Annotated in this window: 21 protein-coding genes and 1 pseudogene; 14 read left to right on the forward strand and 8 right to left on the reverse strand. The window is 65.0% G+C overall.

The genetic code is table 11. From position 1 onward, the window contains the following. Positions 1-54: 54 nt before the first annotated feature. Genes trxA through MRBLWH12_RS17150 form a run of 4 tightly spaced genes read left to right on the forward strand, consistent with a single transcriptional unit; the run spans position 55 to position 2662 of the window. Positions 55-426, forward strand: a complete 372-nt coding sequence (trxA, locus tag MRBLWH12_RS17135; RefSeq protein WP_363550924.1) for a thioredoxin — start codon at positions 55-57, stop codon at positions 424-426. Further along, complete coding sequence (locus MRBLWH12_RS17140) at positions 423-2114, forward strand: FAD-dependent oxidoreductase (protein WP_363550925.1); 1692 nt, start codon at positions 423-425, stop codon at positions 2112-2114. The genes trxA and MRBLWH12_RS17140 overlap by 4 nt, the downstream gene beginning before the upstream one ends. Beyond that, positions 2107-2403 carry a hypothetical protein gene (locus MRBLWH12_RS17145; protein ID WP_363550926.1) on the forward strand — a complete coding sequence of 99 codons (297 nt, stop codon included), beginning with the start codon at positions 2107-2109 and terminating at the stop codon, positions 2401-2403. The genes MRBLWH12_RS17140 and MRBLWH12_RS17145 overlap by 8 nt, the downstream gene beginning before the upstream one ends. After that, positions 2396-2662: a metal-sensitive transcriptional regulator gene (locus tag MRBLWH12_RS17150; protein WP_363550927.1), complete on the forward strand. Its 267-nt coding sequence runs from the start codon at positions 2396-2398 to the stop codon at positions 2660-2662. Before MRBLWH12_RS17145 ends, MRBLWH12_RS17150 begins: the two co-directional genes overlap by 8 nt. Before the next feature lie 330 nt (positions 2663-2992). Here the strand turns inward: MRBLWH12_RS17150 and MRBLWH12_RS17155 are convergent, their stop codons facing one another. After that, positions 2993-3838, reverse strand: coding sequence for an SDR family oxidoreductase (locus MRBLWH12_RS17155; protein ID WP_363550928.1), 846 nt, complete (start codon positions 3836-3838; stop codon positions 2993-2995). A 710-nt stretch (positions 3839-4548) separates the two neighbouring features. On the opposite strand from MRBLWH12_RS17155, the gene MRBLWH12_RS17160 reads away from it, so the two are divergent. Then, the gene (locus tag MRBLWH12_RS17160) at positions 4549-5061 is read left to right on the forward strand and encodes a class I SAM-dependent methyltransferase (protein WP_363550930.1); all 513 of its coding nucleotides are present in this window, start codon (positions 4549-4551) and stop codon (positions 5059-5061) included. 167 nt (positions 5062-5228) lie between these two features. Here the strand turns inward: MRBLWH12_RS17160 and MRBLWH12_RS17165 are convergent, their stop codons facing one another. Further along, on the reverse strand, positions 5229-5630 hold the full coding sequence (locus tag MRBLWH12_RS17165; protein WP_363550932.1) for a nuclear transport factor 2 family protein: 402 nt from the start codon (positions 5628-5630) through the stop codon (positions 5229-5231). Positions 5631-5715: 85 nt separating this feature from the next. Here MRBLWH12_RS17165 and MRBLWH12_RS17170 point away from each other — a divergent pair, with 85 nt between their 5' ends. Then, positions 5716-6078: a winged helix-turn-helix transcriptional regulator gene (locus MRBLWH12_RS17170; protein WP_363550934.1), complete on the forward strand. Its 363-nt coding sequence runs from the start codon at positions 5716-5718 to the stop codon at positions 6076-6078. 1012 nt (positions 6079-7090) lie between these two features. Here the strand turns inward: MRBLWH12_RS17170 and MRBLWH12_RS17175 are convergent. Beyond that, a complete protein-coding gene (locus MRBLWH12_RS17175; protein ID WP_363551401.1) occupies positions 7091-8035 on the reverse strand; it encodes a TetR/AcrR family transcriptional regulator in 945 nt (314 codons plus the stop codon). 51 nt (positions 8036-8086) lie between these two features. Further along, positions 8087-8413, reverse strand: a pseudogene (locus MRBLWH12_RS17180) (helix-turn-helix domain-containing protein); the annotation flags it as partial. Here MRBLWH12_RS17180 and MRBLWH12_RS17185 point away from each other — a divergent pair. After that, complete coding sequence (locus tag MRBLWH12_RS17185) at positions 8394-9671, forward strand: MFS transporter (RefSeq protein ID WP_363550936.1); 1278 nt, start codon at positions 8394-8396, stop codon at positions 9669-9671. The pseudogene MRBLWH12_RS17180 and the gene MRBLWH12_RS17185 overlap by 20 nt on opposite strands. Positions 9672-9680: 9 nt before the next feature. Next, entirely contained in the window at positions 9681-11474 is a 1794-nt protein-coding gene (locus tag MRBLWH12_RS17190) for a glycoside hydrolase family 3 protein (protein WP_363550938.1), read from the forward strand. 28 nt (positions 11475-11502) lie between these two features. Here MRBLWH12_RS17190 and MRBLWH12_RS17195 read toward each other — a convergent pair whose 3' ends face one another. Next, positions 11503-12432 carry an AEC family transporter gene (locus MRBLWH12_RS17195; protein ID WP_363550940.1) on the reverse strand — a complete coding sequence of 310 codons (930 nt, stop codon included), beginning with the start codon at positions 12430-12432 and terminating at the stop codon, positions 11503-11505. Positions 12433-12478: 46 nt separating this feature from the next. On the opposite strand from MRBLWH12_RS17195, the gene MRBLWH12_RS17200 reads away from it, so the two are divergent. Then, positions 12479-12985, forward strand: a complete 507-nt coding sequence (locus MRBLWH12_RS17200) for a CGNR zinc finger domain-containing protein (RefSeq protein WP_363550942.1) — start codon at positions 12479-12481, stop codon at positions 12983-12985. Here the strand turns inward: MRBLWH12_RS17200 and MRBLWH12_RS17205 are convergent. Further along, complete coding sequence (locus MRBLWH12_RS17205; protein WP_363550943.1) at positions 12972-13346, reverse strand: winged helix-turn-helix transcriptional regulator; 375 nt, start codon at positions 13344-13346, stop codon at positions 12972-12974. The two genes, MRBLWH12_RS17200 and MRBLWH12_RS17205, sit on opposite strands and share 14 nt — an antisense overlap. Before the next feature lie 566 nt (positions 13347-13912). Here MRBLWH12_RS17205 and MRBLWH12_RS17210 point away from each other — a divergent pair. Together MRBLWH12_RS17210 and MRBLWH12_RS17215 are read left to right on the forward strand one after the other, a co-directional pair. After that, positions 13913-15223 (forward strand): MFS transporter, encoded by a 1311-nt coding sequence (locus MRBLWH12_RS17210; RefSeq protein WP_363550945.1) that lies wholly within the window; start codon positions 13913-13915, stop codon positions 15221-15223. A gap of 38 nt (positions 15224-15261) precedes the next feature. Further along, on the forward strand, positions 15262-15933 hold the full coding sequence (locus MRBLWH12_RS17215; RefSeq protein WP_363550946.1) for a maleate cis-trans isomerase family protein: 672 nt from the start codon (positions 15262-15264) through the stop codon (positions 15931-15933). Positions 15934-15985: 52 nt separating this feature from the next. On the opposite strand, the gene MRBLWH12_RS17220 is transcribed toward MRBLWH12_RS17215, so the two are convergent. Together MRBLWH12_RS17220 and MRBLWH12_RS17225 are read right to left on the reverse strand one after the other, a co-directional pair. Continuing rightward, on the reverse strand, positions 15986-17110 hold the full coding sequence (locus MRBLWH12_RS17220; protein ID WP_363550948.1) for a PLP-dependent cysteine synthase family protein: 1125 nt from the start codon (positions 17108-17110) through the stop codon (positions 15986-15988). A 115-nt stretch (positions 17111-17225) separates the two neighbouring features. Next, a complete protein-coding gene (locus tag MRBLWH12_RS17225) occupies positions 17226-18143 on the reverse strand; it encodes a LysR family transcriptional regulator (RefSeq protein WP_363550949.1) in 918 nt (305 codons plus the stop codon). A gap of 157 nt (positions 18144-18300) precedes the next feature. Between MRBLWH12_RS17225 and MRBLWH12_RS17230 the strand changes: the two genes are divergently transcribed. The 3 genes from MRBLWH12_RS17230 to MRBLWH12_RS17240 all read left to right on the forward strand — a co-directional run bounded on the left by MRBLWH12_RS17230 (position 18301) and on the right by MRBLWH12_RS17240 (position 21400). Continuing rightward, positions 18301-19623 (forward strand): MFS transporter, encoded by a 1323-nt coding sequence (locus tag MRBLWH12_RS17230; protein WP_363550950.1) that lies wholly within the window; start codon positions 18301-18303, stop codon positions 19621-19623. Continuing rightward, a complete protein-coding gene (locus MRBLWH12_RS17235) occupies positions 19620-20120 on the forward strand; it encodes a RidA family protein (RefSeq protein ID WP_363550951.1) in 501 nt (166 codons plus the stop codon). Before MRBLWH12_RS17230 ends, MRBLWH12_RS17235 begins: the two co-directional genes overlap by 4 nt. A gap of 74 nt (positions 20121-20194) precedes the next feature. Continuing rightward, positions 20195-21400 carry an amidohydrolase family protein gene (locus tag MRBLWH12_RS17240; RefSeq protein WP_363550953.1) on the forward strand — a complete coding sequence of 402 codons (1206 nt, stop codon included), beginning with the start codon at positions 20195-20197 and terminating at the stop codon, positions 21398-21400. Positions 21401-21457 lie beyond the last annotated feature (57 nt).

The following is a 21457-nucleotide window of genomic DNA, read 5'->3' on the forward strand; positions in this document are numbered from 1 at the left end:
CGAGGTGAGGTCCCAGGCAGCCAGCAAATACCCTATGGGGTATACCATCGACACATGGCTACTCAAGAGATCACGACGGCGAACTTCGATCAGACCTTGAACGGCGGCGGCATCGTGCTGCTCGATTTCTGGGCCGAGTGGTGCGGTCCGTGTCGGATGTTCGGACCGATTTTCGAGGCCGCGTCCGAGAAATACCCCGACCTGGTGTTCGGCAAGGTCGATACCGAGGTCCAGCGCGAACTCGCCTCAGGTTTTCAGATCACTTCCATTCCCACGCTGATGGCGTTCCGTGACGGAATCCTGGTCTTCTCGCAGCCGGGCGCGCTGCCGGCGGCTGGTCTCCAGCAGATCGTCGAAGCAGTCCAGAGCCTCGACATGGATGACGTGCGGGCGCAGATTGCCGCGCAGCCCGACGGCCCCGCATGAGAATCGTCATCGTCGGCGGTGTCGCGGGAGGTATGAGCTGCGCGGCACGAGCCCGGCGTTTGGACGAAACCGCGGAGATTCTCGTGCTCGAGCGCGGCGCGCATGTGTCGTTCGCGAACTGTGGGCTTCCCTACTTCGTGGGGGGCGAGATCGAGGACGAGGCCTCCCTGCTGGTCCAGACGCCCGAGTTGCTGCGGACGTCGTTGAACCTCGACGTCCGCACGGGGCACGATGTCGTGGGTGTCGATGCCGACGCGCAGTGCGTCGTTGTCCGCACCTCGGCGGGCGAGGAGCGCATCGGGTACGACGCTCTGGTCTTGGCGCCGGGTGCGCGAGCGGCACGCCCGGACATCCCCGGGCTGGACTCGCCGCGGGTGCGGACGCTGCGCAGTGTGGAGGATGCTGTGCACTTGCGCGCACAGGTTGAAGCCGGTGTTCGGCGCGCCGTCGTCCTCGGGGCCGGGTTCATCGGCGTCGAAGCAGCAGAAGCGTTGGCGTTGCAGGGCGTCGAGACCACTCTTGTCGAGGTCGCTGACCACGTGCTCCCTCCGGTCGATGCCGAGTTCGGTTGGCTGGTCGCCGAAGAACTGCGCCGACTGGGTGTGGATGTTCGAACGGGTGTCGCAGCCGAGGCGATCATCGCGGGGGATGACGCCGACGTCATCACTTTGTCGGACGGTGCGCGAGTGATCGCCGATCTGATCGTGCTCTCCGTCGGAGTACGACCTGATACCGCTGTCTTCGAGGCGGCGGGAGTCGCCTGTGAGCGCGGGGCGATGATCGTCGACGAGCACGGGCGCACGTCGCTGCCGAAGGTGTGGGCTGTGGGAGATGCCGTGGCGAGTACGGATCCCGTGACCGGGATCTGTCGGCCGGTGGCGCTCGCCGGCCCCGCCAACCGCGCGGGACGCCTCGTGGCCGATGCCATCATCCGTCCGGACCGGGCGCGGCCGATCCCGCAGCCTCTCGGCACGGCCGTCGTGCGCGTCGGGGAGTTGACTGTCGCTGTCACCGGCGCGAACCGTGAGGCGCTTTCTCGGTCGGGAATCCGCTTCCGCACGATCAGCTTGCATCCGAATCAACACGCCGGGTACTTTCCCGGTGCCGCTCCGATCCGTCTGGATGTGCACCTCAGGGAGGAGGACGGGCGCATCCTCGGCGCGCAGGCGTGCGGACGCGACGGCGTCGACAAGCGGATCGATGTCCTTGCCACGGCCATGCGCGCGGAGATGGCGGTCGCCGATCTGATCGATCTGGATCTCGCCTACGCGCCGCCTTATGGGCAGGCGAAGGATCCGGTGAATCTCGCCGGGATGCTCGGCACGAATCTCCTCGATGGCACGATGCGCCTGTGGGATGCACGGGAGCTCGACCTCGTGCGCAAGAGCTCACTGATCCTCGATGTGAGAGGCGACGCGGAAGTCGTTGAGGGCATGATTCCCGGCGCGCTTCACATCCCGCACACCCAGCTGCGCGAGCGCGTCGAAGAGGTGCGTCTGGCTGCGGCCGGCCGGCCGGTGCGAGTGATGTGCGCGTCCGGCGTCCGATCGGCGATCGCGCACCGCATCCTTGATCAATCCGGCTTCGATTCCGCATCGCTCTCCGGGGGGATGGCGACACTGCGCGCCGTACTCGCGGATCGTGCGGACCAGGTGCTGACCGTGCCGAGATTGTCACGCGATGTCTGAGCGGCCCGCCGCCGTCGTCTGCCGTGCGACGACGGCGGAACGACTCGCCTACGTGGGCGCCGCGGTCTTCGTGGGCGCATTCGGGGCATCGATGCTGCCGTCGTCCCCAGCGATCGCGGTCGTCGCCGGGCTGATCGCGGTGGGCGTGGCGGCGATGGCGGCGACCGGGAGATGCGCCGCTTCGTGGATTCGTACGAGCGCGCGTTCGTCTTCGCGCGCAGAGTCATCGACAGGTCAGGATGATCGTCCTGTTCGGGTGCCCGAGAAGGAGAGAGATATCGATGGATAACACGGATCAAGAGGTGCAACGGCGTGTCGTCAATCGGCTCCGCCGCGCGCGGGGGCAGTTGGATGCGGTGATCGCCGCTGTGGAAGCTGACTCATCCTGCCGTGATGTGGTGACGCAGCTCGCGGCTGTGACGCACGCCCTCAACAGGGCAGGCTTCGTCATCGTCGCGTCGGCGCTGGAGGAGTGCGTCGGCCGCTCCGACGATGCCGAGGGCCCGACAGTGGAAGAGCTCGAGAAGGTCTTCCTCAGTCTGGCGTGAACCCAGGCTGCGCACCCGCTTCACACGAAAGGAGGTCGCCCATGTGCAGAGCAGTCACATGCGAGACCTGCGGCAAAACGACCTGGGCCGGATGCGGCCAGCACGTCGCGGACGTCATGCGCCACGTGTCGTCCGCTCAGCGTTGCGGTGGTCATGAGAAGACGACCTCGCCCGGTCTCTTCTCGCGGCTGTGGAAGTCCTCCAGCTGAGATTGGAGCGCAGTTGTTTGTCACGCCCACCGGGATTGCCTCTTTCCGTGCGGATCGCGAGCGAGCCATTGCGCACGAAAGGGCCGAGCGCCACTGCGGAGCCCGACCCTTCTGCGCCACGCTAGACGGAGATGTCGTTCAGCCAGTCCGCAACCGATCGGGGGTGCAAGGCGAGACGCGACTGGGCGCTGGCCTCGTTGTTGATGACCTCGTCGGGCTGTGTCGCCCGCCATCTGTAGGAGTCGACGACGGGAGTGGCGCCGGCCTCGCCGAAGAGGGGGATGATCTCCGCTCCGAACGCGTCGGGGGTCTGAGCTTCGAAAGCGACGTCCTTTCCCCGGTGCGTGGAGAATCCCGCGGCGAGGTCCTTTCCGAGCAGGCCGGGGAACGCGCCGACCTCGATCACGCCGGTCACGTCGTCGCTCTGGATCAGCCGTGTCACGACGTCGGCGATGTCGAGATGCGAACTCCAGGAGATCGCGTAGTCCTCACGGATCGGATAGCGAAGCACGCCCTCAGATGCGACTCCGGCGGAGACCATCGGCAGCAGCAGATTCTCGAGGAAGAGCTTCGGGGCGACGATCGCCAGCGACACGCCGGTGGCGCGGAGTCCGTCGACGAGGGTGTCCATCGCCGACGGTCCACCCGGTGCACCGAACGGGTAGCCACTTGTGGACACGACCACCCGGGCGGGGAGAGCTCGTCCGACAGCCTCGACGATCACCTCCGCGTGCTGCTGCTGGACCTCTGCCGGCCCCACGGGCAGGTGGACGAAGATCGCGTCCGCGCCGGCGTAGGCGGTGACCAGTGATTCGACGGAGGACATGTCGACCGCCGTGGCCTGTCCGGCCCCGGCGTAGTTCGAAGGGTCGCGGACGGCGGCGATGGGGGACAGGCCCTGCGCGTGCAGGGCGTTGAGGACAGGGGCGCCTTGGGCGCCGGTGGCACCGTGGATGATGATCTTCATAACCCTATTAGTGCATACAGTGCATCAGTGAAGTCAAATGCAGTAAAGGCAGTTGGCGGTAGTGGGATGTGCCGGCGGAGGTGGCGGCGTCGATGGAGACCTGCGCGCCCGAGCCCTCGCTCTGCGCCGTGGGGCCCATGCCTACCCGCGCCGCCTGCAGGGGCGTTGGAGCCATCGATCTGTTCGATGAGGTCTTTCATATTGTGGACTCCGCTGCGGTGTCAGCGCTCCAGAAGGCCGATCCGCCCGTTGCCGCCACATCTTCGGACACGCTGCCCCACAGCCCCGTCCAAGGAAGTCCAGAGGGAGACGAGCGCCAAGATTCCGATGCCGACGGCGAGTCCGACCGGCGCATGCGCACGGCGCAAGCGCCCCTTCGACCTTCTTCCGTGATGGACCGTGTGGGATGCCGTCACCTGGGCGCAGGTGGCAATCCTCGCGATTCTTGCGCTCGCGATCATGCCATCGTTGCGCGGGGGTCTGGCACATCGCAATGGCCGCAGGCGCGGGGTGGATGCTGGTGCTTATGAACACATGACCGTGGGAACGTGTCGCCCGCGCCGAGAGAATCGCATCTTCTGCTTCGATGGAGTTCGAAGTAGGGGAGTGTCTGAAACGACGCCCACGCCGCCATGGCGGGGAGAAGGGGATCCATGCACGATATGTTCATACTGCCATCCGGAGCTGCAGGTGATGAGGGTGTGCGAATCATGGCGCGCGCGGGCGGTGCCATGGCGCGCGAGGCTGTGGGGCTGCTCGGCGTGGAGAATCCGCGGGCGCGGGTGCTCGAGATCGGCTTCGGCCCGGGGGTGGGGATCGCAGTGTTGTCACGCGTGCTCCCCAACGGCGAGATCATCGGTGTTGATCCGTCGGACGTGAGTCATCGCAATGCGGCGGCCAGAAATTCCGGGGCGATCGCTCGGGGGAGCGTGGTTCTCCTTTCGGGCACCGCCCAAGCGCTTCCTCTCCCGGACGCGCACTGTGATGCCGCCATCTTCGTTGACAATCTCCACTTCTGGCCCGATCCGCTTGCGGGTCTCGCAGAGGTCCGACGCGTCCTGCAGGCCGGATCTCCGGTGCTCTGTGCTTTCACACCGCCGTCCGGTGGCCCGCCGTCTCGACTTCGACTCCTGTTCGAGGCCGCGGGTTTTGTTGAGATCGCAGAGCACGAATCGACGAACGGTTATTTGTTGCGCGCGGTGCACCCGGCACTCGTGGAATGACTTCACGGCGCCGGGGATCATGTCTGCGTGCGATACCTCGGCCAGATCACGCTGCGATGCCGAGGGAGTCTTCGAGGGAACGGGTCAGCGGGAGCGTCGAGCGAGGGCTTAACCGCACCGACGGTGCCCGGCTTTGAGCCGGGCACCGTCGATGCGAATCCGCTTGATCAGCGCTGACCCCAGAAGGCGTCCTCGCTGGTCGCGTCTTCGGAGAAGAGGTGCACGGCGATGATCTTGCCGTTGCGGACGGTGAGCAGGTCGACTCCCGCCATGTCCATGGAGCCGTCGGCGCGATTGCCGGAGAAGCGCACGGGGAGAGCGACCATCTCGCCATTGACCATCGCGGGTCCCGTGACGACGAGCGCGAAGCTCCCCTCGCTCGCCTGCATCATGCCGCCCAGGAGCGCACCAACACCGTCGATGCCCGTGTGCGTGCCTGAGAACTGGTGCGAACCCGGCTGGTGCCAGACGACGTCCGGGCTGAACTGAGCCATAACGGTGGGGATGTCGCCCTGAGCGAGAGCGCCGAAGTAGGTTGCGGCAACGCCGGCGGGGGTCGTGTCAGTCATGATTTCTCCTTCATTTGAACGGTACGTCTATAGTTACACATGGTAACCTGTTACCTCAACGTAACTATGAGAGCGAGTTTCGACGATGGGTGATCCGGTCTGGAATGTGATGTTGGCGACATGCCCGTCGCGCACGTCGTTGGCGCGCGTCGCCAATAAATGGACGGCCATGATCGTGATCGCCTTGAGCGAAGGGGCGGCGCGATTCGGCACGATCCGAGACCGTGTCGGGGGTATCAGCGCGAAAGTGCTCGCCGAGACCCTTCGCGACCTGGAGCGGGATGGCCTGCTGACGCGAACGGCGTACGACCAGATGCCGCCCAGGGTGGAGTACGAATTGACGCCGTTGGGACTCACGCTTCGTGAGCCACTGACGGCGCTGGGTCGCTGGGCAGAGAATCACATCGCGGAGGTACTCGTCGCTCGTGAGGAGTACGACCGCCGGTAGGCGGAAAGGGACGTCTCCGTCTCCGCTGCTGCTCCAGTGGCGATCAGCGTGAGCCGCGCACTTTCTGGATGCGCAGGCTGTTGTAGACCACGAACATCGATGACAGCGACATCGCCCGCGGCAGCGATCAGGGGGTTCAGCAGCCCGGCGGCCGCGATCGGGATCGGGATCGCGGCGACGCTTGCCATCTTCCTGTAGGGAGCGGAGCACGTCGGCCTTCTCGGCCGGAAGCACGCCGACATGCACGCTATCGACGCCCATCTCCGACGCGATGTGCGAGGTCGCGCGGGGGGAATCACTCGTGAGCAGCACGATCTCGAGTCCTGTGCGCTCAGCGCCGCGACCGCGCCGAGTCCCGGCTTCGCGGTGAATTCGGCGAGCGGTAACAGATTACCGGCGTACGGTGATGCCGCCTTCTCGATAGCTCGGGCGATCGCGTGCTCCGACCCGCACTCGGCCGATGCGGCCGGAATCCACATCGCTTGCGCGGAGACTCCGAAGACTTCGGAATCCTGCATGTCAGGGTACCGGTGGTCAGTGTGCCTGAGCTTCTGCACGTCGGCTTTGCGCGTTTGGGCCTGCTCGGTCAGGGCGACCTTCTGCGCGAGCTGCGTGTGAGCGCCCACCGAGGTCGCCTGTACCTCGAGTCGCCCGTCGGTGCTGACCGTACCGCAGATCGCGATCGTCCAGAAGAGCATGGGTCAGTTGGTGGTGGAGGAGCCACCAAGAGCGGATCTCAGCAATGCGACATCGTCATCTCGAGGGTTCCGGCAAGAGCGAGCACGGCGTGGCGATCCTCTGCGCGGCCCAGCGCGGAGGCCATGGAATCACAGGTGAACTCTTCGCCGGATCGCGCCGCGTGGAAACGTATTTTCATCGGCGATTCGCCGGAGCGGACGACTTGGCCCCTCTTCTCGAGCCTTGTGAGCACTCGGCATCCGACGGAACTACCTCCACGAACCGGAGAATGCCGTACGCCTCGTTCGATGGGCGCGCCCGCGCGGGCCGCCGATCAGTTGCGTGAGTGTGATTCGCCCGGCGCGATGCCGAGCGTTGCTTCGATGTGATGCTCCAGCTCACTCGGCAGGTCGATGTCCTGCGGGTTCAGCATCAATTGATACTGCAGGCCGTCCCAGAGGGCGACGAGCCAGACTGCCTCAAGATGCGGATCGGATACGTCCGCTGACGCGCGGACGATGAGGCTTTCGAAGTAGTCGATCGTGCGCGCGTAGCGATACGCGAAGTACGCGTGGGCGGGATGCTCAGGATGCGCCGCCTCGGTCGAGAGGACCGCATACATGTCGATGAGGCCTCGCTCCGCCTTCAGATCTCGGCGGGCTTCATCGCCGAGTTCGCCCAGTTCGAGTCGTGGGTCCAAGATCTCGTCCCCCCGACGGTCTACGAGTTGTTCGTCGCGTCGGCGGAGGACTTCGGCGAGCAGTCCGGCTTTGTCGCCGAAGTGGTGCAACAGCGTCGATGAGGAAATGCCCACCTCGGCCGCCAGCTCGCGCAGCGTGGTGCGATGGTACCCGTTGCGCGCGAAGAGGAGGGTCGCGTCTTCGACGATCTGGCGTCGACGGGACTGCCCGGTGGCGTAACCGAACCCCGGAGGGACCAGTGTTGACAGAGGCAGTGGCGTGACGTGGATGGGGGTGTGGGCGGCATCCAGACTTCGGGACTCGAGTCGAGCTCTGATGATCTCTCCGGGTTCCAAAGAGGGGAAGTAGGACTGCATCACGAGCAGTCCTTCCCAGGTGGCGACGAGGGCGCGGGGCGTGATAGCGGGAGAGTGTCGACTCGCTGCGAGGATGTTACCGGAGGCCGTCATCAGCTGCTCGTGGTGGCAGATCGATGCTCGCACCGATGAGTCGTCTGTCAGCGCTGCGTTCAAGAGCTGCACCGACAAAGCACGATAGTCCGTGATCGCGAGGAGCTGGGCCCAGGCGTCACGAACCATTGGCATCTTCGTACCCGTCTCCGCGCAGAATTCGACACTCAGCGCGGCGACTAGAGCTGCTTTAGAGCGGAAGTGGCGTAGTAGTCCCGGGCGGCTGATGCCCGATGCGGCGGCGATCTCCTCGAGCTGCAAGCGTGCGATACCGTGCGACGCGATCTGCACCCTCGCTGCCTCGAGGACCCGTGTGCGCGTCCGTGCAGTCGTCGCGGCGCGGGAGGTGTCGAGGTCGGAAACTGTCACCGACCCATGATCGCATGGGCAATTGAGATACAGCTTGTTCGAGATTCGGTTACAAAATGATCTGGTTTGCGCTATTCTGATCCGAAATCGCCAATCGGGCACGATCAAGGAGTCGACGATGACGCAACCTTCCACCACTACCCCGCCTACCAGGTCGCTCCCGGCCGGGCCGGTCTCAGTGGCCTATCTGCCGACGCTCGGTCTGGCCAACTTCGGCGTCTACCTCGCGTTGCTGACGCCTGTCTTCGTCTCCCTGGCCTTCAAGCTCGAGCACATCACCGCAAACCGCGGTGAGTCGGTCGCGGCGCTCAGCCTGGTGATGGGCGTCGGGACGCTCTTCGCGATCATCTTCAATCCGCTCGTCGGCCGGCTCTCGGATCGGACCATGTCGCGATTCGGCATGCGTCGTCCCTGGCTGATCGCAGGCGCCGTCGTCGGCTTCGCCGCCCTCGTGACGATCGGTCTGGCAAGCGAAGTCTGGATGGTGCTGGTGGGTTGGTGCGTCGCCCAGGCGGCGCTCAACGGCACACTGGCGGCTCTGAACGCCACGATCGCCGACCGGATGCCCGTGTGGAAGCGCGGGCTGGCGTCCGGTGTGATCGGCATCACCACCTCCCTCGGCATCCTGGGCGGGACGTTCGCGGTCAACTTCCTCGACTCGGATCTCGCGCGGTTCGCGGTGCCGGCGCTCATCGGGTTGGTGCTGACCGTGCTGTTCGCCATGATGCTGAAGGACGGTGTGCGTCTCACGCCGCCTGCCACCAGTTACGGCTGGAAGGACTTCGCCGGCTCCTTCGTCTTCAACCCCCGCAAGAACCCGGACTTCGGATGGACCTGGCTGACGACGTTTCTGGTGATGTTCGGATACGCCGGTATCGCCACGTATCTGCCGCTGTACCTGACGGACGAGTTCCGTCTGACAGAAGCCGACGCCATCACCGCCGTCCTCATCTGCAATCTGGCGGCGGTCGGCGCGCAGGCGGTCTCGGGCCCCCTCGCCGGTTACCTCTCCGACAAGTCGGGTCGGCGCAAGCCGTTCGTCCTCGCCGCCGGAATCATCATGGTGGCCGGCCTTGTCGTGATCGCGTTTGCGCCGACAGTCGAGATGGTCATCGTCGGTCAGGGGCTGATCGGGCTGGGCATCGGGTCGTTCCTGTCGGTATCCCTCGCGCTCGCCACCCAGGTGCTGCCTGATGCGGAAGACACGGCCAAGGACCTCGGAGTCATCAACATCGCCAATGCGCTGCCGCAGTCGATCGCTCCGGCGATCGCACCCGCGGTCATCGCGCTGGGCGCCACCACGGCGATCGGTGGCTACTCGCTCTTCTACCTCGTCGGCGCGGCTGCGGCGCTTGTCGGCGCGATCATCATCTTCCGAGTCAAAAGCACGAAGTAAGGCGCAGGTATGGATTCCGACAATCAGAGCATCGACGAGCGATTCCGCGACGACACCCTCCCGGTCGCGGAACGGGTCGAGATCCTGCTCGCACAGATGACCCTCGAGGAGAAGGCGGGGCTATTCTTCCACGCGATGATCTCGATGGGGGAGGGCGGCACGCTCTCCGACGGCGACACGGAGTTCGATCTGCCCTCGAACGCCGAGTACGTCGTCGAGCGCCACATGACCCACTTCAACCTGCTCACCGGCGGGTCGCCCGAGACCATGGCGGGCTGGAGCAACCGCATTCAGGAGCTCGCGCGATCGACGAGGCTCGGCATCCCCGTCACGGTATCGACCGATCCCCGAAACTCCTACAGCGACAATCCGCTCGCAGGTCTCCTCGCAGGGGCGTTCTCGGTGTGGCCGGAAGCGCTCGGCCTCGCCGCGATTCGCGAAGAGGACGTGGTGCGCGAGTTCGCCGATATCGCTCGTCGGGAATACCTGGCCGTAGGCATCCGTGTCGCCCTGCACCCCCAGATCGACCTGGCCACGGAGCCGCGCTGGGCTCGCCAGCTCGATACGTTCGGCGAAGACGTCGAACTCACGAGTCGTCTCGGCGTCGCTTACATCCAGGGGTTCCAGGGCGCCTCCCTCGGTCGCGATTCCGTGGCGACGATGGCCAAACACTTTCCTGGCGGCGGGCCGCAGAAGGATGGCGAAGATCCGCACTTCGCCTATGGGCGTGAGCAGGTGTATCCCGGCGGCCGGTTCGATCTGCACCTGGAACCGTTCCGGGCAGCGATCGCGGCGGGCGCCTCCCAGATGATGCCCTACTACGGCATGCCCGTCGGCACGGAATACGAGGAGGTGGGATTCGGGTTCAACCGCTCGATCATCACGGGACTTCTCCGCGAAGAACTGGGATTCGAAGGGATCGTCTGCACGGACTGGGGACTGATCAGCGACGCCACCGTGGAGGGGGAGCCCTTCCCTGCTCGGGCGTGGGGTGTCGAGGATCTCTCGCCGCGCCAGCGCATGCGCAAAGCCGTCGAGGCGGGAGTGGACCAATTCGGTGGGGAGGCGTGTCCCGAGATGCTGGTGGAGCTCGTCGAGGCGGGCGAGATTTCTGAAGCGCGCGTGGACGAGTCGGCGCGCAGACTCCTTGCGGAGAAGTTCGTCCTCGGCCTCTTCGACGCTCCCTATGTCGATGAGGCGGAGGCAGGCCGGGTGGTCGGTGCTCCGGCATTCATCGCGGCCGGCCTCGCTGCCCAGCGTGCCTCTCTGACGCTGCTCACGAACGGTGCGGATGAGGGCGGAAGCCCCGCGCTCCCGGCCACGACGGGGCGGCGCCTGTACGTCGAGGGCATTCCCGAAGATGTCGCTGCCGAGTACGGCACCGTCGTCGTCGATCCGCTCCAGGCCGACCTCGCCATCGTGCGCATCCATGCGCCGTACGAAAAGAGGTCGACGGCGTTCGAGAACTACTTCCACGCGGGCTCGCTGGAGATGGACGATGAGACTGTGTCTCACCTCACCGATCTGAGCCGGAAGACGACCACGATCGTGGACGTCTTCCTCGACAGGCCGGCGATTCTCTCCCCGGTCCTGGACGCGGCGCATGCGGTCGTCGCCAACTACGGCGCCCACCCGCGAGCAGTGCTCGACGTGCTGTTCGGGCGCGACGCGCCGCGCGGACGTCTGCCCTTCGATCTGCCTTCCAGCATGGCGGCGGTCGAGGCGTCGCGCCCCGATGTTCCGTTCGACACCGCTGATCCCCGCCTGCGGTTCGGGCACGGGCTGAGCTACGACTCGCGCTGAGCCACAGCCACCTCTCCGGGTGATCTTGTCATGCAGAGACGGTGTCGGCGAGAAGCAGCAGGAGGGGGATCGTGGCGATGGCGAGCACGGTCTGGACGCCGGTGATGGCCGCCATGAGCCGAGTGTCTCCGCCCATGCGTGACGCGAGGATGGTGGCGCTCGGGGCCGTGGGGACCGCGGTGATGAGGATGATACTCGTGAGGGATGCGCCGGTGATTCCGAAGGCGAGCGCGATCCACAGCGCCGCGAGCGGGAGTACGCACAATTTGAGGAGAGATGCGATCCCGACATCAAGGAGGTCGCGCACGCGGAACGTGAATCGCAGGGCGGCACCGGCGATGAGCGTGCCGACGACCAGAGCGGGAGCGGCGATCATGTCGAGGGTCGTCTGCAGGAGAACCGGCATCGTGATGCCGCTCAGGTTGAGGAGCAATCCGACCCCGCATGCGAGGATGAGCGGATTCGACGCGAGGTCTCTCCACAGCGCGAAGCGCCGGGGCGTGGCGCCCCGCTCGCCGTGGAGGGAGAGCGTCGTGACGCAGATCACGTTGACAAGCGGCACGACGATGGCACTGGCGAGAGCGAACGTCGCCACGCCTTCCTGTGCGTGCAACGCCGACGCGAAGACCAGCCCGACATAGGTGTTGATGCGAATCGACCCCTGCATCAGTGATGTGAGTTGCGGCCCGGCCGCCCGGGTGAGTCGTGCTGCACCTAAAGACAGTCCGGCGACCGCCAGGGTGGGGATGCTGACGCTGAGGGCTAGTGGCCCCGGCGACACAGTGCCGAGGTCAGCAGCGCCGATGGAGGTGATGAAGAGGGCGGGGGTGAAGACCCAGTAGCTGATCCACGAGAGACCTGACCAGAAGACGGCATCTGTCAGGATGCGTCGGCGCAGAATCAGCCCGCCGCCGAGCAGCAGGATGATCGGGGCGATCCCCGTGGTGATGACGTCCATGTTGCAACTGTGATGCAATGAGTCAATGCAGTTCAACCATGACAACATGACCGGCCCGCTGCTCGCCGCAGATCTCGTGACCCTCGTCGGTCAGGGGTGGCACGAGGGAGCCGCCGCGGCAACGCTGGCGGCGCATGAGATCCGACGGGCGGAACTCGATGCGGTCGCTGGTGAGCGGCTCCGGGCGTGGGCGGAAAAGATCGTGCCCGTATTCCATGCGACGACCGTTGATGCGCGCTGCACGACGATCAATCGACTCCTCGCGGCAGGCACGACGATTCCGTATCTCACCTCACACGACGCACTTCGACCGCATCTGCACTTCGCGTCGGAGACGCAGGACGTCATCGCGCGTGTTCGGGCGGTGACCGCGGGTGGGCTCGCCCTCTTCGTCGTTGAGTCCGAGGGCGCTCGGTTGGGCGTGTGTCGGCGGGAGGGATGCCCGGTGGCGTTCGTGGACACCAGCCGAAACGGCAGACGTGCCTATTGCTCGGCGAAATGCGGCAACTACGACGCGGTGCGCCGCCACCGCGCACCGCTCAGTCGGCGATGACGGGGCTGTCGACGGTCTCGGGGTCCTCAAGGCCGAAGAGCCGAGGCGGGACCGTCATGGCCCACGCGTTCATGGCGTCGAGCACCGGGCGTAGCTGCATGCCCACGGGCGTCAGTTCGTAGACGACGCGGGGCGGGATCTCCGCGAACGCGGTGCGAGTGACGAGCTCGTGAGCCTCGAATTTGCGGAGGCGGCTGGAGAGCGTGTGCGCGCTGATTCCCGGGAGTGCGGTGAGCAATTCGTTGAATCGATGCGGTCTCTTGAGGAGTTCTCGCACGATCAGAGTCGCCCAAGGGCCATCGAGCAGACTGAGGAATCGAGCGACGCCGCACTCCTGCAGTGCGCAGTGATCGAATCTCATGACTCCAGCGTATTGCCACCAGTGCATAGTACGCAACCGATGCATCACGCGCACTAATAGGACGCTCATCTTATACCGTTTCGGAGATGTCGAAGCAGTGCAGGCCGCATGGTGAGCGGACTCGCTCGCGACTCGTCCCGCGCGTCTATGAGCAGGCAAACCATGACTTATGTGTTGGCGTCGGAAGCGTCTTCCTGGCGGCGCGCGTCAGCAATTGCCCCTGTGCGTCTCGTGTACCGATGGTCACTCCGGGGGCCGCATCGAGTTCAGCCCGGAACGCCCAGCGTGGCATAACAACCTCTTATACAAAGCCAAGAAAGCATGCCGTAGATTTTGTCTCGCGCACTAGCGATCATGGGCCTAAGTCCGCTGCAGGCAAGACCGATGCCCGGTAGCGACTCGAACGCGGCGAACTCGACCCGAGTGATCCTGTACAAGCAAGTTCGACGATCAGCGCATCTGTGAAAGCTTCCGTACAGCATTCCGATGTGCTCGATCGAACCTGCCGTGCACTGCCGTCGTCGATCCGGGATCAACCCTCGATTGCTCAGCGAATAGGACTTCACATGAATACCACGACAGGCCTCGCAGTTCCGACGGTGCACGAGAAGACCGCGTATCGAAAGGCCTTCATTCGACTGATACCTTTTCTGATGCTGTGCTACGTGGCGGCATTCCTTGATCGCGTGAATGTCAGCTTTGCCGAACTGCACATGTCGAAGGATCTCGGCTGGAGTGCGACAGTCTACGGACTGGGCGCCGGCGTGTTCTTCATCGGCTACTTCCTCTTCGAGCTCCCGAGCAATCTCTATATGCACCGGGTCGGAGCGAAGGCGACGCTCGTCAGGATCATGGTCGCCTGGGGGATCATCTCCGGCCTCTTCGCCTTCGTCGTCGAGGACTGGCAGTTCTATATTCTCCGCTTCCTCCTCGGAGTGGCTGAGGCCGGCTTCTACCCGGGCGTGCTGCTGTTCCTGACGTACTGGTTCCCGTCGCACCGGCGGGGCGCCGCAACCAGCCTCTTCATCCTGGCACTGCCCGTCGCCGGGATGGTGGGAGCTCCGCTCTCGGGCGCGATCCTCTCTGGCATGGATGGACTGTTCGGCTTCGCCGGATGGCAGCATCTGTTCATCGTCGAGGCGATCCCCTCCATCGTGCTCGGCCTCTTGTGTCTGAAGCTCCTGTCGAACTCACCTGCGGAAGCGCGCTGGCTCACCCCGGCGGAGCGCGACGTTATCGAGAGGGATCTCGCCGTCGAACGAGAGCGCAAGAGTTCGTTCGCCGCTCACAGCGTCCGTGAACTGCTCCACAACAAGTGGCTCATCTATCTCATCGTGCTGTGCTTCTGCCAGGCCTTCGGAATCTACGGACTGACGTTCTGGTTGCCTCGGCTGGTCCAGGCAGCGGGGGTCAGCGGCGCCCTGAGCATCGGGCTCGTCGCTGCCATCCCCTTCGGTCTGGGGGCGCTCGCCGTGGTGTTGTTCGGCAGAAGCTCCGATGCACGGCTGGAGCGGCGGCACCATCTGGCTGTCGCCTTGCTCATCGGCGCCGTCGGACTCTGTGCCTCTGCCCTGTTGTCGCCCGTCAGTACTGTCGCAGCGATCGCAGCGCTTTCCGTGGCGGCGATGGGCGTCTATCCCGCCCTGGCGATGTTCTGGAATCTGCCCGGCGCCTTCTTCACGGGTGTCGGAACCGCCGCGGCGCTCGCGATCATCAATTCCTTCGGAAACCTTTCGGGCTTCGCGAGTCCCTACATGATGGGCATCGTCACTGATCTGACCGGCTCGGCCACCGTCGGCCTGTACATCATCGCGACGTTCCTCATCATCGGGGCGGCGCTGGCCTACATCGCCCCCAAGCACATCGTGAACAAATGATCGAGCCCGGGAGCGGTTCCGGTGCGCAAGAGCGATCGATGATGCGGCTCGGTGTGTTGGTGCCTTCGCCGAATACAGTGCTTGAGCCCGACAGCCGCCTGATACTGCCGCCGAACATCAGCATGCACACAGCGCGCATGCTGCTGGACGGGTTGTCTGCCGACGCTGAGCTGCGCATGCTCGATGATCAGTTGAAGGGGGCGGTCGCCGCGCTGGCGACCACTCGGCCGGATCTGGTCGTATTCGCCTGCACCAGTGCCACGGCTCTTCTGGGGGCGGAGGCCGAACAGGACCTGTTGGACTTCATCAGCCGGAGCTGCTCGGCGCCGGCCATCAGCGCCAACCACGCGGTGCGAATGGTCTTGACGCGTGCCGATGTCTCGAGCGTTGCTGTGATCACGCCCTATCCCGAAGATTTGACGATGGCCGTATGCCGCGGGATCGAGGAGGACGGGATAGCAGTCTCGGCCCAGCGTTCGATGGGCTTGTCCGACGTGCACGAGATCGCGATGATCTCGGTCGGCGAGATCGTGCAATGGGCGATCGATGCCGCACAGGACTCGAGCACCGAGGCGATCTTCCTCTCCTGCACGAATCTGCGCGCGGTCGAAGCCGCGCGACGACTGCGTGAACTCCTCGACATCCCGATCATCACCAGCAACGGTGCACTGCTTGCGGAAGCGATCTCCGCGATGGAGGCCGCGCAGTAACCATCGGAGCCTCCCCTCTTTCGAGGGGAGGCTCCGATGTGCGTCCGGAAGCTCAGTACTCAGGGGTGCGCAGGACGCCGGTCGATTCGAATTCGGCGAGCGCCTCTTCGAACGGGTTGATGTCGAGGTCCTGAGCGGTGAGCCAGTCGTCGTTGTAGTAGGTCGAGGCATAGCGGTCGCCGGCGTCGCACACGAGGCTCACGATGCTCCCGGGGTGACGGCTCGCGACCATGCGCTGGGCAAGCTGGAGCGTGCCCCAGATATTGGTGCCCGTCGAGGGGCCGACCCGCCTGCCGAGGGTCCGTGATATCCATCGCATCGCTGCCACAGATGCCGCATCCAGCACCGGGATGACCTCATCGATGAGATTCGGAAAGAACGAGGGCTCCACCTGAGATCGGCCGATGCCTTCGATTCGCGATGCTGTGTTGGTGACGACAGCGCAGTCGTCTCGCAGCCAGCCCTCATAGAACGCGGAGCCCTCGGGGTCCACGACCGCGATGCGGCTCTCCAATCCCTGGAATCGCGCGTAACGCGCGATCGAGGTGCTGGTACCTCCGGTGCCCGCGCCGACTACGACCCACTGCGGGATCGGGTGGTTCTCTCGCAGCATCTGACTGAAGATCTCGCTTGCGACGTTGCCGTCACGCCAGTTCGTCGCCTGACTGGCGAATGTGAACTGGTCCATGAAATGGCCGTCGCCCTCGCGGGCGATCTGCTCAGCCGTTCGTACAGCATCAGCGGGATCCGTGACGAGATGGGCTTTACCGCCGTGCCGCTCGATGAGCTCGATCTTCTCGCGGCTGGTGGCCGCAGGAATGACGGCGACGAACTCGAGGCCGAGTATGTGAGCGAAGTATGCCTCGCTGACCGCGGTGGATCCGCTTGACGCTTCGACGATCGTCGTGTGGGGACCGATGTCGCCGTTGCAGAGTCCATGCACGAAGAGCGATCGCGCCAACCGGTGCTTCAAGCTGCCCGTCGGATGCAGAGACTCATCCTTGAGATACACATCGACGCCGGACAGCCCTGCGAGCTTCACAGGCAACAGAGGTGTCCACCCGCTGCGGCCGGCCTCGGCTTCGATGAGCTTCAAGGCTTGGGCGACCCAGCGGCGCTCTGCTCTATGACGCTGAGCGTTGCGTTCGGGGAACAGGATCGACGGCTCGCTCGACATGGTGACCTCACGTTGGTGCTGGCAGCACGGAGCATGACGTCCGCGCGTTCTCCCAGCTTGAAGAGAACTCGGTCAAACCGCGAGCGTGAGAATCTGTTGCAAGTCAAACGGGGAGTTATATAGGCGTTGCGGAAGCCAAGGAGGCGGCCGCCTGCCGTAACGATTCGAGCACCCGGACGACGGCCGGCGTGCGCCGCTGTGATCGCAGGATGGTAGCGGTGACGTGCCTGCGTCGTTCGGGAAGGAGAGGTCTTGTGCGAAGCTTCGGATGCTTGACGAACGACTGCGTCATGCGGGGCATCATCGCAAGCCCCAGGCCAGCGACCACGTAGCTCTGCACCGCGAGGTTGTCATCCGTCGTGATGTCGATCCGCGGAGTGAAACCCGCGTACTCGCACGCGCTGACGAACTCCTGGCGGCACCGCACACATCCTGCGACCCACCTCTCGTCCCGCAATTCCGAGAGCTCCACCTGCTTGCGCCGCGCAAGAGGGTGATCGTCAGAGCACATCAGCACCATCGGCTCGTCCAGGAGTGCGATCGATTCGAGGTTGTCACTGAGATCAGGTGCAGGCTGATCGTCGTATCGAAATGCGACGACGACGTCATAGTCCCCGCGCTCCAACCCGTCCAGAGATTCCGGAGGCTCGGCTTCGAACAGCTCGATCTCGATGCCGAGGTGTTTCGTCCGCAGACGAGAGATCGCTGCCGGCACGAGCGTAGCGTTGGCGCTGGGGAAGGCGCACACGCGGACGCGGGCTTCCTTCAGGCGGGTGACGGCGGCGACGCGTTCTTCCGTCGCGCGCAGATCGTCGATGAGCCGATCGACGCGTTCCGCAAGGACCTCTCCCTGCTCGTTCAACTTCAATCCTCGGCCTTCGCGGACGAAGAGCGTCGTGTTGAGATCGCGCTCCAGCGCCTTCATCTGCTGGCTCACTCCTGGCTGGGTGTAGCCGAGCTCGCGTGCCGCTGCCGCGAAGCTGCCCACGCGCACGACTGTCGCGAAGGTGAGTAGCCGTTGCGTGTCGAGCATATCCGAGTATAAGCAGCAGTTTGGAGAATGCAAGCAACCCACCGTTGGCTTTTGGCGTCCGCGGCGTCATGATGGGGGAATTCGCCCGACGTCAGCGCTACTCGACGGGTAGAAGCCATCCATGCGCTGACCGGCCACGGCATTCCAAGGAGACGAAATGACTTCAAGCGCAAGGCCCCGAGCAGGTGATCTGCGGACGCGGCGCCGCGCCATCGGCGGCAGCGTCATTGGCACCGCTCTCGAGTGGTACGACTTCTTCCTGTACGGCACCGCCGCAGCTCTGGTCTTCAATACCGTGTTCTTCCCCACCGTCGACCCGCTCACCGGAACGCTTCTCGCCTTCGGCAGCTTCGCCGTCGGTTTCGTCGCCCGTCCCATCGGGGCGATCGTGTTCGGGAACTTCGGAGACCGGATCGGGCGCAAGCGCATCCTCGTGATCACGCTCATGATCATGGGGATATCGACGATGCTCATCGGTCTGCTGCCCGGTTACGGGACGGTCGGCATCCTCGCACCGATCGCCCTGACGGTGCTCCGTTTCGTGCAGGGCTTCGGTCTCGGCGGTGAGTGGGGCGGCGCGGTCCTCATGTCTCTGGAACATGGCGACCCGAAGCGTCGAGGCCTCGCGGCAAGCTGGCCTCAGATCGGTGTCCCCCTCGGACTGCTTCTCGCGAACGGTGCGCTCACGGTCATGCTGTGGCTGACCGATGATGAGGCGTTCCTGGCCTGGGGCTGGCGAGTGCCGTTCCTGCTCAGCGCGGTCCTGATCGCCATCGGGCTCTGGATCAGACTCAACGTCACGGAATCGCCCGAGTTCGAGAAGCTCGCCGCCGAGGGGCACCGGGTCAAACATCCGATCCTCGAGGTGCTGCGAACCCAGCGCCGCGAACTGCTCATCGCCACCGGTTCACGCATCGGCACCGATGTCGCCTTCTATATCTTCGTGCTGTTCGTCGTGACCTACCTCACGCAGATGGTGGGCATCGAGCAGACGACGGCCACCCTCGTCGTCCTCGTCAGCGCGGCGACGATGATCCTCTTCATCCCGATCTTCGGGGCGCTGTCCGACAGACTCGGGCGTCGCCCGGTGTACATCGGCGGCGCAATCGGCGCGCTCCTGTGGGTGTTCGCCTTCTTCCCGCTGCTCGAATCCCAGAACCTCGCTCTGATCCTGCTTGCGGACTTCGTCGGGATGCTGTGCTGGGCGGCGATGTACGGGCCGCTGGCGGCGTTCACCACCGAGCTGTTCCCGGCGAACGTCCGATACAGCGGCGCGTCGCTCGGTTTCCAGTTGTCAGGAATCCTCGGCGGGGCTCTCGCGCCCATCATCGCCGTGGCCCTCTACGGACGGTTCGAGAGTTGGGTGCCGATCGCGATCTACGTCGCAAGCATGCTGATCATCACGGTGGTCTCCGTCATGATCGCGCGGGAGTCCTCACGCGATACTCCCGCTCTCACAGCGGCGGAGATGCAGCGATGACTTCGCGCAGACACCAGGACATCATCGACCGCCTTCAGGGCGCGGGGTACTCGCTTCCCGACATGCCTCCTGCGGCCATCGGAGCCTATACCGCGGCGCTCGCAGCCGGCCTGCTGGTCTTCACCTCGGGGCAGTTGCCCCTCCGCGACGGTGTGATATCCACCACGGGGAAGGTCGGTGAAACCGCCGGCCTCGTATCGCCGGACGTCGCGGCCGAACTCGCAGCCCAGTGCGCGGTGAACGCGATCGCCGCCCTTCAGCGAGAACTCGGTGACCTCGGCCGCATCGACCGCATCGTGAAGGTCACCGGCTTCGTGGCCAGCGATCCCGGCTTCACGGAGCAATCGAAGGTGATCGACGGTGCCAGCTTCCTCCTCAAGGAGGTGTTCGGCGAGGCGGGCGTGCACACGCGGTCCGCGGTCGGTGTGGCGGCGCTTCCCAAGAACAGCCCGGTGGAGGTCGAGCTCGTTGCCTTCCTTCACGTCGACGCTGCTTGACCGACTGGATCTAACCGAAGAGCAAGACCCTTGGTCCGCGATCGCGGACCCTGACAACGATTGGTGGAACACGCATGACTTGGGATGAGACCTACCCGGAGGAATTCTTCGGGCCCAGAAGCGGCACGCTTCTCATCAAGAACCTGCGCGGCATCGTCACCGGGCGCCTGGGGGAGGTCGTCCGAGAGGTGGAGACCGTTCTCATCGAGGGCGATCGGATTGTTGCGATCGGAGGTCCCGCCGATGCGGAGGCCGATGTCGTGATCGACGCCAAGGGTGCAGTGGCATTGCCTGGACTCTTCGATACGCACACGCATTTCTCGATCGGTGACTTCAACCCGAAGCAGAACACGATCGGCTTCATCGAGAGCTACATGCACGGGGGAGTCACGTCGATGATGTCCGCCGGCGAGGTGCACTTCCCGGGGCGGCCGATGGACCGCTTCGGCGTGAAAGCGGTTGCCGTCGCGGCGAACCGCTCCTTCACCAACAACCGCCCGGGCGGGGTCCGCATCCACGGCGGGTCCCTGATGACCGGACCGTACATGGAGGAGGAGGACTACGCCGATCTCGCGAAGCAGGGCATCTGGCTGATGAAGGTCGGGTTCGGCGGCTTCAACGTCCCGCAGGACGCGGTTCCGCACGTGCGGTGGGCGCAGGCGGCGGGGTTCGTCGTCATGTCCCACTCGGGCGGAGCTTCGTCGGTTCCCGGTGTCGCGCCCATCACGGTCGACGACCTCATCGCGATGCGCCCGGACATCGCCGGTCACATCAACGGCGGGACGACGAGTCTGCCGGAGGCCGATGTCGAGCGGCTCGTGAAGGAGTCGGATGCCGCGCTGCAGCTCGTGCAGGCGGGCAACCTGTCGGCCAGCCTGAACATCCAGCGCATGGCTGCGGAGCACGGCGCGCTGGACCGCGTCATCCTCGGCTCCGACACGCCATCCGGCACCGGAGTCATGCCGCTCGCGATCATCAAGACGATCGCTGAGCTCTCATCGATCGGCGGCGTGCCGGCGACCGATGTCATCGCCTACGCGACCAGCAACGCCGCCCGCGTGTTGCGACGTGAGGAGGGCGTGCTGGAGGAAGGGCGTCCGGCCGACCTGGTCCTGGTGCAGCAGCCCGTTGGTGGCCCCGCCGATCATCCGATCAAGGCGCTCAATCGTGGTGACATCACCGGCATCGCCGGCGTGATCATCAACGGACAGATCCGCGCGCTTCGCAGTCGGAACTCCCCGGCCCCGATCCGGGAGGTCGAGGTGCAGTCGCACCGTTGACGCAGGAAATGCCGGTGCAGCTCTCTGCGGAGAGCTGCACCGGCTTTCTTGTGCCGG

Source organism: Microbacterium sp. LWH12-1.2, from assembly GCF_040675825.1.
In the GTDB taxonomy this organism is placed as follows: Bacteria; Actinomycetota; Actinomycetes; order Actinomycetales; family Microbacteriaceae; genus Microbacterium.